This is a genomic window from Bacillus sp. FSL L8-0099 (genome assembly GCF_038006385.1).
In the GTDB taxonomy this organism is placed as follows: Bacteria; Bacillota; Bacilli; order Bacillales; family Bacillaceae_G; genus Bacillus_A; species Bacillus_A toyonensis.
The window spans coordinates 4,631,087-4,644,508 of record NZ_JBBOVC010000001.1; the positions used below are offsets into that span (position 1 = coordinate 4,631,087).

The following is a 13,422-nucleotide window of genomic DNA, read 5'->3' on the forward strand; positions in this document are numbered from 1 at the left end:
TAGGGGCGTAATTCGCGATCATCTATGTGCTGATTTCCACCGACCATCAGCTCTCTAAAACAGGGAAATGATCACTACTTCTCCCTTTCCACGCTCAATTATTCATATACTTTTCTTTATACCATCATTTATATAGGCGTGTCAAATAGAGGCCCGGTTTCTCTCCTTGCCAATCCTTTACAACGTCATAAAGAGTATCGTAATAAGAGAAAGAATTGGAACCCCAACTAATAACGATACATGAAACACAACCGATAAATCATTCCCAATGGTCGCCTCCACAGGATCTTTCGCTGGGGAACCAAGAAACCCGATTAATCGATCGAATCGACTTACCGTTTTTGGAAAGTCTGGTATTTCTACATGATCACTATCTAAATGTTGCTTTAACTTATATTCACTCTTAAAGGGATTTTCGCTCAATTTCGTCCACCTCCAGCAATTGTTTCAATTTCTTTATCCCGTTATGAAGTCTCGATTTCACCGTTCCAATCGGAATGTTTAATATCTCTGCAATTTCTTTTTGCTGCATGTCATGATAATAAGAAAGGATTAGGACCGCTCTTTGCTCTTCTGGAACTTTCAAAATTGCTTCTCTTACTGTGAGCCGATCTTCGTGAGAAAATTCTTTTTCCGGAATCGGCACTAAAAATGGCAAAAGCGTACGCCACTTTTTTCTCCTATTTAATTTATTAATCATAAGACGATAACCAATTTGAAATAAATATGTTTTTATTTTACCTTTTTCAAGTTCATACATATGTTTCTTACGCTCTAGCGTCAAAAACGTGTCTTGCACAAGATCGATACTTAATTGTTCATCTCGGTTAAATCGATATAAAAATGTGTATAGCGCTGGTTTGATTAAAACATATAGTCTTTCTCCCGCTTGTTTATCTCCACTTTGATACGCAAGCATGAGCTCCTCCTCAATCCCAATTTGCGCCATGATTTTTGATCTCCTTTATTCCTTTTAACGTTAATGAAATACGGGAAATTAAATATGCAATCGCAATAAAAATCCACAATTGTGATTGATTTGTAAAAAATTGAACATATGGGTTTTGAATCGTAAATCCCATTGCAACTAAAATATTTAACGCTTGCACACATATGCATGCATACAACGCAAGGCAGACAGAAATAGTATCAAATACATTCCAGCGAAAATACACTTTTGTTTTTATAAAATCAATTTTATATCCATTTTTCCGTACTATATGTTTTCTATCAAATGGAATAATGATTGAAAACAGAACACCCATTATAACTCCAGCTGTAATCATTGATACTCTATATCCAATTGGTATCGGTAAGAAAAGACCACAAGAAAATACAACTATAATTCCAATTAAAGCAAAAGCAAGAAGTAATTTATTAGACATATAAAAGCCTCCCTCATCTATTCTTTCATAAATGTATGCAGACGAGGAAGGCACTTCGTTCAAATATTATTTTAGTTTTTTTATAATCTTTGCAGGGTTCCCGCCAACTACTACATTATTAGGCACATCTTTCGTTACGACAGCACCAGATGCGATCACCGCATTGTCTCCAATTGTTACACCTGGATTAATAATTGCTCTTCCGCCAATCCATACGTTATCGCCAATTGTAACTGGTTTTCCGTATTCTGATCCGCTTATACGCTCAATTGGATCGAGTGGATGCGTTGCTGTATAAATGTGAACACCTGGAGCTAACATACAGTTCACTCCGATTGTTACCGGGCATACGTCTAAAATCGTACAGTCAAAGTTCGCGTAAAAATTTTCACCGACATGAATGTTATAGCCGTAATCACATCTAAAAGAAGATTCAAGATGAATATTATCTCCTGTCGTTCCGAATAATTCTTTTACGATTTCGCTACGCTCTTTCAATTGCTCTTCTGGCGTATCATTTAATTTTCTCGTTAATATACGTGCTTGCTCTCTTTCTTGTACTAAAACTGGATCAGCCGGTATGTACATTTCTCCTAGTATCATCTTTTCTTTTTCTGTTTTCATCATACTATCCCCTTCAACTTATATATATAAGTTCATGATATCATAAAAAAGAAAGGCCTGAACATTTTTCGTTCAGACCTTTCTCTCTTAATCTTCCATCGTTGATAAGTCACCTGTTGGTAAGTTTAACTCCCACGCTTTTAATACGCGGCGCATAATTTTACCACTTCTCGTTTTCGGTAATTTATCTCTAAATTCAATTTGTCGTGGCGCTGCATGAGCTGCTAGGCCTTTTTTTACAAATTGACGAATTTCTTCTTTTAATTCATCAGATGGTTCGTATCCTGCTCGAAGTGCGATAAACGCTTTAATAATTTCGCCGCGCACCGGATCAGGAATACCAATTACACCAGCTTCTGCAACAGCAGCATGCTCGATTAGTTTACTTTCTACTTCAAACGGTCCAACTCGCTCACCTGACGTCATAATTACATCGTCAATACGTCCTTGGAACCAGAAGTATCCGTCTTCATCCATATAAGCTGAATCACCTGATACATACCAGTCTCCCGGCATAAAGTATGACTCATATTTTTGCTGGTTATTCCAGATTCCACGCATCATAGCTGGCCAACCTTTACCAATTGCTAAGTTACCCATTGTGTATGGAGGCACTTCATTTCCTTCATTATCAACAATCGCTGCTTTCACACCTGGAATTGGTTTACCCATTGAACCTGGACGGATTTCCATACAAGGATAGTTACAAATAACTTGTCCACCTGTTTCTGTCATCCACCACGTATCATGAATACGAAGTCCAAATGCATTCATACCCCAGCGAATTACTTCTGGATTTAATGGCTCACCTACGCTTAATACGTGGCGTACTTGTGATAAGTCGTATTTTTTAATTGCATCTTGTCCAGCTCCCATTAACATACGGAACGCTGTCGGTGCACTATACCAAACTGTTACACCGTAATCTTGCAGTGCTTCATACCATGCATCTGGACTAAATCGTCCACCTAAAATAACATTTGATGCTCCGACTAACCACGGTGCAAAAATGCCGTAAGCAGTTCCCGTTACCCAGCCCGGGTCAGCAGTACACCAATATACGTCATCTTCTTTTAAATCTAATACCCATTTCGCCGTTTGATAGTGCTGAACCATTGCATTTTGCGCATGGAGAACACCTTTTGGCTTACCAGTAGAACCAGACGTATAGTGAAGAATTAAACCGTCTTCGCGGCCTAACCATTCGATATGTAATTCTTTTGAAGCTTGTTCAAATAAAGGATTGAACGCTACTGTTTTACCGCCTTCTTCTACATTATCTCCAACAAGAAAGACTGTTTTTAAAGCTGGTAAATCATTTAATGGTATACGCTCTAACAATTCAGGAGTTGTAATTAACACCTTTGCTTCGCTATCTTCTAAACGATCACGAACTGCGCCTTCCATAAATGCTTCAAATAGCGGTCCAACAATTGCTCCTAATTTCACTGCACCTAAAAGCGCGAAATATAATTCTGGAGAACGTGGCATAAAAATAAAAACGCGATCGCCTTTTTCAACATCGCCATAATTTTTTAGGACGTTTCCTGCTTTATTAGAAAAATCCTTCATTTCCTTAAATGTATATTTCTCTTTTCGCGATCCATCTTGATAATAAAGGGCTACTTTATTTTTTCGATCAGATTTCGCATGCTTATCAATTGCTTCATACGCCATATTTACTCGGCCTGTCTCATTCCAAGTAAAATTTTTATTAACCTCTTCCCAGTTAAAATTCGCGTATGCCTCTTCATAATTCGGCAAATTATTTTCTCCTTTAATGACAGGAAGCGTTTCTACTTTCATACTTTACATCCCCCTCCTATGTATTCTATTATCTATTATAATGATATTATTTAAAATTTTCAGTATATTTGTTGATTTTTAGACAAATTTTTAATGACAAAATTCGATTCACATCGCATATATTATAAAGTACGATATTAATAGATTCACAAACCCTCAAGGTGGTGAGCAATACATTGATTCATAAAAAAATATATAATGCTAGAAACTTGAAAACAGCGAAAGGCACTTTAATTATTGAAGGTCCTGTCTCTACCCATAATCTTGAAATGTATGAATTCCATCCAGATTTAATTGCGTTTCGTCCTGCCGAGCAGCAATATAAAGCAATTGTCGAAATTTCTAAATTACCAGAAGCACGTCTCATTATTGCTAGACATGACCAAACGATTGTTGGATATGTTACATATTTGTATCCCGATCCGCTCGAACGATGGTCAGAAGGAAAAATGGAAAACTTAATTGAGCTCGGGGCAATTGAAGTCGTCCCAGCCTTCCGTGGGTGCTCTGTCGGAAAGAACTTATTAGAAGTGTCTATGATGGACGATTATATGGAAGATTACATTATATTGACGACTGAATATTATTGGCACTGGGATTTAAAACAAACAGGTTTAAATGTTTGGGAGTACCGAAAAGTAATGGAAAAGATGATGAATGCTGGTGGTTTACAATGGATGGCTACAGATGATCCTGAAATTTGTTCACATCCTGCCAACTGTTTAATGGTCCGCATCGGTAATCGCGTCGATACGGATTCTATTCAAGCATTTGACCGTCTACGTTTTCACAATCGTTTTATGTATTAATAAAGGGGGCAACTGGAATGATTGTAGAAGAAATTATGAATCAAAATGTAGTTACGCTACATCCAAACGATACAATCGAAACAGCAATCCGAACGATTCGCACGAAAGGAATTCGGCACATTCCAATTGTCGATCAAAATAATCACGTCGTAGGCATTATTTCTGATCGGGATGTAAGAGATGCAAGTCCGTCTATTCTAGATGAACAAGTTTCACTCGATATGCTGAAGCAACCGCTCGAACTTATTATGAAACATCCTGTAATGACTTGCCACCCTCTCGATTTCGTTGAGGAAATTGCTACTTTATTTTTTGAAAATAAAATTGGCTGCCTTCCTGTTACAAAGGCTGGTAAGTTAGTTGGTATCATCTCAGAATCTACAGTACTGCACACGTTAGTAAAATTAACAGGAGCACATCAACCAAGTTCACAAATTGAAATTCAAGTAAAAAATGAACCTGGTATTCTTGGAAAAGTCGTTGCTATTTTTAGTGATTTACAAATAAATATCGTGAGCGTTCTCGTCTATCCAGCAAAAGATGAGAATGATAAAGTACTTGTTTTCCGCATTCAAACGATGAATCCGCTAAAAGTGATTGATGCACTTGAAGCAGAAGGCTACCGCGTATTATGGCCAAACATCATGGGGATGCAAGCATGAGTAGCGCGTTTATTTATTCGGATGACTTTCGGGGCTATTCATTTAGCCCTGATCATCCTTTTAACCAACTGCGCGTCACACTTACGTATGATTTATTACAAAAGGGCGGTTTCATCTCTCCCTCTCAAATCATCTCACCACGGATGGCTACAGATGAAGAGATTGCCTACGTTCATACAGAGGAGTACATACATGCGGTAAAACGTGCTGGAGAAGGAAAGTTAGAAAAATCAATTGCGATGACATATGGACTCGGAACAGAAGATACACCGATGTTTCCAAATATGCACGAGGCAAGTGCACTGCTCGTTGGCGGTACGTTAACAGCTGTCGATGCTGTTCTTTCTGGAAAAGTAAAACACGCACTTAATTTAGGCGGCGGCTTACATCACGGCTTCCGTGGCAAGGCATCTGGTTTTTGTATTTATAACGATAGTTCCATCGCAATGAAATACATTCAAAAGAAATACGGTTTACGTGTTTTATATATTGATACAGATGCTCATCACGGTGATGGTGTACAGTGGTCATTTTACGATGATCCTAACGTATGCACCATTTCATTACACGAAACCGGACGTTATTTATTCCCTGGAACTGGCGCTGTAAATGAACGTGGACAAGGTAATGGCTATAGTTATTCTTTTAACGTTCCACTCGATGCTTTTACAGAAGATGAATCGTTTCTAGAATCATATCGAACTGTCGTAAAAGAAGTTGCCGCATACTTTAAACCGGATATTATTTTAACGCAAAACGGTGCAGATGCGCATTATTACGATCCACTTACACACCTTTGTGCAACGATGAATATTTACCGTGAAATACCGAAGCTCGCTCGCGAAATCGCTAATGAATATTGCGACGGTCGCTGGATCGCTGTCGGCGGCGGTGGCTATGACCACTGGCGCGTCGTCCCAAGAGCGTGGGCGCTCATTTGGCTCGAAATGAACAACATCCAAAACATCTCAGGTTATCTCCCTCCAGAATGGATTGACGCTTGGAAAGGACAAGCAGAAACAGAACTTCCCCTCACATGGGAAGATCCAGACAACATGTATAAACCTATCCCCCGTAAACCAGAAATTGAAGAAAAGAATGCATTAACTGTAGCGAAATCCCTTGAAATTATTCGGAATAATATGACAAAATCTTTGTACTAAACGAAAAGGAGGCTCGTTTTTTAATAGCCTCCTTTTATTTATTGTCGATTTCTGTCAGTAAGTCGATATATTTTAATAATCGCTGATATATTTCGAGTTGCGCCGATATATTCTAATAATCGCTGATATATTTTCATTTCATAACAGCCTGGCCCAACTTTTACGAGAAAAGGTCGTGATATTATGTGGAAACGACAAATGCTCCGCACGAAACGTGGTACATTTGAACTCTTTACAAAAGGGAATGGTGAACCGCTTTGTGTTACACACCATTATTCACAATTTAATGAAACTGGTGATTACTTTGCGGATGTTTTTACTGCTACGCATCGTGTATTTCTCATTAATTTACGAGATGCCGGTAGCTCTGTAACCGCCCAGTCAGAAAACGAATTAAGCATGATTGAAACAATCCACGACTTAGAAGCAATACGAGAAGCATTACAACTTCCAACATGGCATTTCGCCGGTCATTCAACAGGTGGTATGCTTGGAATTTTGTATGCGATTACATATCCGAATTCCTTACAATCATTAGTCGTAACCGGAGCTGCAGCAAGTGATTATACGAAAACATCAAACTGTATTTACCATTCCTACCATCCACAATTTCATTATATGCAAGAACTAATCGAGAACTTGAAAAACCCTCATCTTACAAATGAAGAGCGAAAGGAACTATCTACTAAGAGAACAAAATTATCATTGTATAAACCAGAAAACTATAACTTTTATTTTTGTAGACCGATCAAAAAAACAATGTCCATCAGCCGCATGAACGCTTTCGCTCATGAATATTCTTCATTTGATTTAAGAGGGTCTTTACCTTCTATTAAAACAAAGACACTTATTATGTGCGGACGACACGATGTGCAGTGCCCAATTCAATATTCTATCGAGATGCATGAGGGTATACGTAATTCTATCTTTATTCCATTTGAGGACAGTAACCATTATCCTTTTTTAGAAGAGGCTACCCACTTTATTTCTATCACACAAGAATTTTACAAAACGTTATAACAGGGAAAATCCAGTTTTGAGTTCAGTTACTATTAAAAAAATCTAAATAAATAACATATGAATTCACAGACTAATGTACTAATAAAAGCTCAAAGTCTCTATATGACTTTGAGCTTTATTTTTTAGAAGAAAAACTTCATACTATAATAAAATAAAAGATAAAAAGAAAAAAGGACTAAACCTAAATCAATAAATACTGACTTTTTATCTCCTTCTTTTACGCTGATCGTAATACCAAACATACTTCTAACCATCCAAAAAGCCACCAAAAATAATCCACCTAAATGGTCATTTGTATAATCTTTATCATAAAACATTTGTATTGCACCAATAATTAATAAAATAAGTATGATATTAGTCCCAATCTTTAAAGCCTTGTTTGATTTAATATTCTTTCGTACATCCCCCAAAACCTAACACTTCCTCTCAAACCATCCTGCGTTTTATTTCTCTTTATATTTTAACACGAATTACCTAATATTCCCTTTAAAATTCAAATCATAAGTGTAATACACTATTACGCATATAAAAAACCTGTCAACACTTTGACAGGTTTACTACACATTAAAACGATAACCAGCTCCCCATACCGTTTCAATATATTGCGGGTGGGCAGGATCTCTTTCAATTTTTTCACGTAACTTTCTAATGTGAACGACAACAGTAGCTAAATCGCCAGCAGAATCTAATCCCCAAATACGTTCAAATAACTGTTCTTTATTTAATACTTGGTTTGGGTGCGTTACAAAGAATGTTAATAAATCAAATTCCTTCGTTGTAAACGCGATTTCTTCATTGTTTATAAAAACTTTCCTCGCTCGTTGATCGATAGAGATTCCATGAATATATAACGTATCACGTTGCTTACTTACATTTCCTGATAATCTTTCATAACGAGAAATATGTGCCTTTACCCTTGCGACTAATTCACTTGGGCTAAACGGTTTCGTTATATAATCATCCGCTCCTAATCCGAGTCCGCGAATTTTATCTATATCTTCTTTTTTGGCTGAAACAAGTAAAATCGGAATATCTTTTATAGCACGTATTTGTTTACAAATTTCGAATCCATTGATTTTCGGAAGCATAATATCTAAAATAATTAAATCATAGTCTTCTTGCAGAGCCATTTGTAAGCCTATTTCTCCAGAATGCTCTACATCAACTTGAAAATCACTAATTTCTAAATAATCTCGCTGTAATTCTGCAATACTTACTTCATCTTCTATTAGTAAGATTCTTTTCAATTTACTCACCACATTTCTCTACTTTTTCCAATGAGAAGAAAATGCTTGTGCCTTCTCTAGGCTCACTTTCCGCCCAAATTTCTCCGCCATGTTCTTCCACAATTTGCTTCGCAATCGCTAAACCAAGTCCACTTCCACCTGTGCTAGAGTTTCGAGATTGCTCTGCACGATAAAACCGTTCAAAAATATAAGGAAGTGTATCAGATTCTATACCTGATCCATTGTCCATCACTTTCACAATAACTTTATCGTTATCACTCGATACTGTTACAGCAATTTTTTTCTCTTCTTTATCCATGTATTTCACACTATTATGAATTAAATTTGATATCACTCTATTTATCTTTTCGCAATCAGCCGTTACATATAGTGGTGATGGATGTAATTGTAAGTACACTTCTATACCTTCTTCACTTAAATCCATCTGCATCTCTTCTATTAATTCCTGCATAAACATATTTAATTCAACCGTTTCAAACTGGAATGGGACTTGATTCAAATCGAGCTTCGAAAATAAAAATAGTTCATCAATGAGTGTATCCATATGTTTTGCTTTCGTATGAATCGTTGTTAAATACTTATCCATTTTTTCCGGGGTATTTGCTACCCCGTCCTTTATTCCTTCCACATATCCGATAATAGATGTAATCGGTGTTTTCAAATCATGGGAGATGTTTGAAATGAGCTCTTTTCGATTTTCTTCATACTGCGTTTGTACTTCAATCGATTCTTTTAACTTCTTCCTCATTTCCTCAAACCCTTGATTCAATTGACCTATTTCATCATGTGATGTAACTGGAATTTGAAATTCTAAATTCCCTTCTTTAATTCTCTCCGTCGCATCTTTCAATACAAAGATTGGTTTTATCACACTTTTTGAGACGAAATAGCTTACTAACCCAATGAGCAAAATGGCTAACAGTAAAAGTGCTACGAACAAAATCGGAAATAATTTTTGTGTAAGATCTACAAACGAACTTTGCTTTTTTAGTACAAATATACTCCCTTCTTCATTATTTTGAAAAGAAAAATCAAATTTTACATACCGATAAAATGTATCGCCTAGTTCCGTTGTACCACGACTATTAATATTTGCTGCTTCAAATTTCGGAAGGGCTTCTGTTACAGTCGAACTTTCAAAACCCTTTGTAGCATAAGAAATGGTTTCTCCCTTTCTTACAACTATTTTCACACCTTCTTTTTCAAGTGATGCAACGAACGATTCATCTAATAGTTGATATTGATGTTGCTTTGCCGCTCCTTTCAATTCAAGATACGCATTCTCTTCTTCTGGAGTCAGCGGCTTTTGAATATAAGAACTTTTATAAAAATTTTTCACTGCTTCCAAGTCACCTGTTATGGAAAATACAATTAAAAATCCCGCAACTAAAATAAGCGTAATGGAGACGAGAATAACAGCGATATAAGAAAATAAAAATCTTGTTTTAATAGACATCATTTACATCCTCACTTTATCACGCTATTTGTGGGCAGTAAGACTTCCACCTCAAAATTCGGTTAAAACAAAAAGTTAGATGAAAGTCGGGCTACCCGTAAACGCCCGATTGATTCAACTTTCATATTCATAAGCATAAAAATATATGTTCAATTACTCAAGCGATTTTATAGTAATTTTAGCGTCAGTTTATAAAAATTTAATGTTCTTATTTTACAGTTGAAATTAGGAGGTTGAAATTCCATGTTCAAAAAAACATTAAGCATGATATGTTGTGTAATTTTTTTACAAGGATGCTCGCAAGAACAAGAAGTAAAAAAGGAGATGACAAACATGGAGACTGCACTACTAGCAGCTACTGAAAAAAACGAAACGAACACTGTTATATCTTTATTAAAACAAGGAGCAAATATAAATGCAACGGATAGTCAAGGACGCACCCCGCTTATGATTGCCACATACAAAAATGATATAAAGACCGCGAAAGCTCTTATCGATGCTGGCGCCGATGTAAATATCCAAGATAATATAAAAAACAATCCATTTCTATACGCCGGTGCGGAAGGTTACTTAGACATTTTAAAACTAACAATTGATGCTGTTGCGGATCCAGCGCTTACGAATCGTTACGGTGGAACAGCTCTTATCCCAGCCTCAGAACATGGCTATATTACTGTTATAAAAGAACTCCTCACGCGAACAAATATCGATGTAAACCATGTCAATAATCTCGGATGGACAGCTTTAATGGAAGCTATCGTACTAAGTAACGGCGATGAAACACAACAACAAGTCATTCGCCTGCTCATTGAACACGGCGCAGATGTAAACATTCCCGATAATGATGGTGTCACCCCACTAGAGCATGCTCGTGCTCATAATTTTGAAGAGATAGAGAAGATTCTAGTAGAAGGACGTAAGTAAAAAGCTAACTTTTGCCTTCCTCCCCCACCCTATGCTACATTTAACCCGTTACATCAATATTGATAGGGTGGGAATACAAATGAATAAACCTAAAATTGGGATGATTGGACTTGGAAGTATTGCACAAAAGGCATATCTTCCAACACTTACGAAAGAATTAGATTGGCATTTTGTTGGGGCATTTACACCTAACGCGGAAAAAAGAAAACAAATTTGTCAGCAATACCGTATTCAAGACTTTCATTCTATTGAAACGTTAGCTTCAGAATGTGATGCAGTTTTCGTTCATAGTTCCACTGCTACACATTATGAAATCGTTTCTGAACTTCTGAAAAAAGGAATCGATGTTTATGTAGATAAGCCGTTAGCAGCTACAGTAGAACAAGCTGAAAAACTAGTCGAATTGAGCGAAAAATACAATCGAAAATTAATGGTCGGATTTAACCGCCGCTTCGTTCCTATGTACGTTGCTGCAAAAGAACAGGCTAATGCTATTTCATGGATTCGAATTGAAAAACACCGTACAAATAAAGTGGGGCCAAATACGTACGACTTTACTATGTTAGATGATTATTTACATATTGTAGATACTGCTCGCTGGTTAGCTAATGATGACCTTAACGTCGTTCATAATATGATGCAAATAAATGAGAAAAATGAACTTCTTTACGGCCATCATACATATACAACAACAAACGGACTATTACTTTCAACAGCAATGCACCGCCATGCTGGTACAAATTTAGAACAAATTGAACTTGTAACAGCAGGAAAAATCATTCGCGTAAAAAATATGAATACATTTGAAATCGAACAGGAAAATTCCGTTTCACAAAGCGGTTCTCCCTCATGGGAAACGACGTTAAAGCAGCGTGGTTTTGAAGATGCTGTTCATCATTTTATTGAATGTGTACACGGAGATACGAAGCCTGTTGTAGATGGATTAGAAGGATTAAAAACGCAACAAATGCTACAAACTCTACTTGACAAAGTAAATAAAAATTAAAACGGATACATTTTTCAGAATTTACTTTCATTCCCATTTCCCCTTTATTTCTCTCGTAAATTTCTATAGAATATGTTGATAGGAATTATAAATTTCATAATGAAACGTGGAAAGGATGGGATTAACACATGTGGAACGAGTTTAAAAAGTTCGCTTTCAAAGGGAATGTAATTGATTTAGCTGTCGGGGTTGTAATCGGTGCTGCATTCGGTAAAATCGTTAGTTCTTTAGTAAAAGATATCATCACACCATTACTTGGTATGGTATTAGGTGGCGTTGACTTTACAGATTTAAAAATCACATTTGGTAAGTCATCTATTATGTATGGTAACTTCATCCAAACAATTTTTGACTTCTTAATTATTGCAGCAGCTATCTTTATGTTTGTTAAAGTATTCAACAAACTAACTTCTAAAAGAGAAGAAGAAAAAACAGAAGAAATTCCAGAACCAACAAAAGAAGAAGAACTTCTTGGCGAAATTCGCGACTTATTAAAACAACAAAATTCTTCTAAAGATAGAGCATAATTGAACGGATAAAAAGGCATGCCCCTCTCGGGACATGCCTTTTTTATATGTTATAACGTTTCCGAATTCATATGAATAAATAAAATAATACCAGCAACCATAAGTACCATAATACTACCTGCAAATAGTGTAATACCGATGAACATTAAACTTGTGCTCATGTCCACTGATACACTTTCAGTAAAAATAGAAATTACATACGTGATAAGGGCAATTCCTGCAAGAATACTTCCTGGAACAAATCGCTTTAAGCCATTTTGTTTTAACGTCATATATGCAAAAAAAGCAGTCGTGCAAAGCGTAATTATCCAAAGAATGATCATCTTTTCTCCCCCCTCACAAACCTTTTCTTTCTATTATACATGACATTGCCCTATAATAGTTGAATTTGCACTTATGTGACATATAACAAGGGATCCTATTCTATATTATAGCCTAGAATAACATTGCAGGAAGAAAATCGATTTTCGTTACAAATAAATGGTTGTTTTTCCCTTTTGTTGATATAATTGTTATATAGAAATATTCTTTGTAAGGGAGTGTTCATAATGATATGGATTTCACTAATCGTATTAGCCTATTTCATCATTCTCGTCCCAATACAGTATAACTACATTAAGATGTTCAAAGAAAAACAGCAAAAAATGAATGTCGCACAAAATGAACTATACGACAAAATGTCTTATGAAGAATCCCAAGTACATTACCATTATCAAAGTAACGTATTTACAATACCAGCTTCACTTGTAGCAAGTATTGTTTATAAAGTGAAACATTCGGCATAAGGAGATTT

Annotated in this window: 17 protein-coding genes and 1 other annotated feature (1 of these 18 running past the window's edge); of the genes, 8 read left to right on the forward strand and 9 right to left on the reverse strand. The window is 36.3% G+C overall.

The window, feature by feature from the left end; translation table 11 throughout:
* Window positions 1-100: a binding site (T-box leader), on the reverse strand (it extends 129 nt beyond the left edge of the window).
* 77 nt (window positions 101-177) lie between these two features.
* The 5 genes from MHH42_RS23565 to acsA form a co-directional block, all read right to left on the reverse strand.
* Window positions 178-423, reverse strand: a complete 246-nt coding sequence (locus MHH42_RS23565; protein WP_001293783.1) for a hypothetical protein — start codon at window positions 421-423, stop codon at window positions 178-180.
* A complete protein-coding gene (locus MHH42_RS23570; RefSeq protein WP_000057201.1) occupies window positions 404-949 on the reverse strand; it encodes an RNA polymerase sigma factor in 546 nt (181 codons plus the stop codon). Before MHH42_RS23570 ends, MHH42_RS23565 begins: the two co-directional genes overlap by 20 nt.
* Entirely contained in the window at window positions 930-1,385 is a 456-nt protein-coding gene (locus MHH42_RS23575; protein WP_000066426.1) for a hypothetical protein, read from the reverse strand. The genes MHH42_RS23570 and MHH42_RS23575 overlap by 20 nt, the downstream gene beginning before the upstream one ends.
* A gap of 66 nt (window positions 1,386-1,451) precedes the next feature.
* Entirely contained in the window at window positions 1,452-2,012 is a 561-nt protein-coding gene (locus MHH42_RS23580; protein ID WP_016099034.1) for a maltose acetyltransferase domain-containing protein, read from the reverse strand.
* Window positions 2,013-2,096: 84 nt separating this feature from the next.
* Entirely contained in the window at window positions 2,097-3,815 is a 1,719-nt protein-coding gene (acsA, locus tag MHH42_RS23585; protein ID WP_000862062.1) for an acetate--CoA ligase, read from the reverse strand.
* A 176-nt stretch (window positions 3,816-3,991) separates the two neighbouring features.
* Between acsA and acuA the strand changes: the two genes are divergently transcribed.
* The 4 genes from acuA (at window position 3,992) to MHH42_RS23605 (ending at window position 7,469) form a co-directional block, all read left to right on the forward strand.
* The gene (gene acuA, locus MHH42_RS23590) at window positions 3,992-4,624 is read left to right on the forward strand and encodes an acetoin utilization protein acetyltransferase AcuA (RefSeq protein ID WP_000581385.1); all 633 of its coding nucleotides are present in this window, start codon (window positions 3,992-3,994) and stop codon (window positions 4,622-4,624) included.
* A 17-nt stretch (window positions 4,625-4,641) separates the two neighbouring features.
* A complete protein-coding gene (locus tag MHH42_RS23595) occupies window positions 4,642-5,286 on the forward strand; it encodes an acetoin utilization AcuB family protein (protein ID WP_002123078.1) in 645 nt (214 codons plus the stop codon).
* Window positions 5,283-6,449 carry an acetoin utilization protein AcuC gene (acuC, locus tag MHH42_RS23600; RefSeq protein WP_000092814.1) on the forward strand — a complete coding sequence of 389 codons (1,167 nt, stop codon included), beginning with the start codon at window positions 5,283-5,285 and terminating at the stop codon, window positions 6,447-6,449. The genes MHH42_RS23595 and acuC overlap by 4 nt, the downstream gene beginning before the upstream one ends.
* Window positions 6,450-6,647: 198 nt before the next feature.
* Window positions 6,648-7,469, forward strand: coding sequence for an alpha/beta fold hydrolase (locus MHH42_RS23605; RefSeq protein ID WP_340894781.1), 822 nt, complete (start codon window positions 6,648-6,650; stop codon window positions 7,467-7,469).
* A 122-nt stretch (window positions 7,470-7,591) separates the two neighbouring features.
* Here the strand turns inward: MHH42_RS23605 and MHH42_RS23610 are convergent, their stop codons facing one another.
* From MHH42_RS23610 to MHH42_RS23620, 3 genes are all read right to left on the reverse strand, one after another.
* Window positions 7,592-7,879 carry a hypothetical protein gene (locus MHH42_RS23610; protein WP_000503083.1) on the reverse strand — a complete coding sequence of 96 codons (288 nt, stop codon included), beginning with the start codon at window positions 7,877-7,879 and terminating at the stop codon, window positions 7,592-7,594.
* Between the two features lie 147 nt (window positions 7,880-8,026).
* Window positions 8,027-8,716: a response regulator transcription factor gene (locus tag MHH42_RS23615; RefSeq protein ID WP_340894267.1), complete on the reverse strand. Its 690-nt coding sequence runs from the start codon at window positions 8,714-8,716 to the stop codon at window positions 8,027-8,029.
* 1 nt (window position 8,717) lies between these two features.
* Window positions 8,718-10,172, reverse strand: coding sequence for a sensor histidine kinase (locus tag MHH42_RS23620; protein WP_340894270.1), 1,455 nt, complete (start codon window positions 10,170-10,172; stop codon window positions 8,718-8,720).
* Between the two features lie 243 nt (window positions 10,173-10,415).
* On the opposite strand from MHH42_RS23620, the gene MHH42_RS23625 reads away from it, so the two are divergent.
* From MHH42_RS23625 to mscL, 3 genes are all read left to right on the forward strand, one after another.
* Window positions 10,416-11,096, forward strand: coding sequence for an ankyrin repeat domain-containing protein (locus MHH42_RS23625; RefSeq protein WP_340894272.1), 681 nt, complete (start codon window positions 10,416-10,418; stop codon window positions 11,094-11,096).
* 79 nt (window positions 11,097-11,175) lie between these two features.
* A complete protein-coding gene (locus MHH42_RS23630; protein WP_001039683.1) occupies window positions 11,176-12,102 on the forward strand; it encodes a Gfo/Idh/MocA family protein in 927 nt (308 codons plus the stop codon).
* A gap of 128 nt (window positions 12,103-12,230) precedes the next feature.
* Window positions 12,231-12,629 (forward strand): large-conductance mechanosensitive channel protein MscL, encoded by a 399-nt coding sequence (mscL, locus tag MHH42_RS23635; RefSeq protein ID WP_000267005.1) that lies wholly within the window; start codon window positions 12,231-12,233, stop codon window positions 12,627-12,629.
* Window positions 12,630-12,679: 50 nt separating this feature from the next.
* Here the strand turns inward: mscL and MHH42_RS23640 are convergent, their stop codons facing one another.
* Complete coding sequence (locus MHH42_RS23640; RefSeq protein WP_000585028.1) at window positions 12,680-12,952, reverse strand: DUF3917 domain-containing protein; 273 nt, start codon at window positions 12,950-12,952, stop codon at window positions 12,680-12,682.
* A 225-nt stretch (window positions 12,953-13,177) separates the two neighbouring features.
* On the opposite strand from MHH42_RS23640, the gene MHH42_RS23645 reads away from it, so the two are divergent.
* On the forward strand, window positions 13,178-13,414 hold the full coding sequence (locus tag MHH42_RS23645; protein ID WP_000637896.1) for a DUF3949 domain-containing protein: 237 nt from the start codon (window positions 13,178-13,180) through the stop codon (window positions 13,412-13,414).
* Window positions 13,415-13,422: the final 8 nt, after the last annotated feature.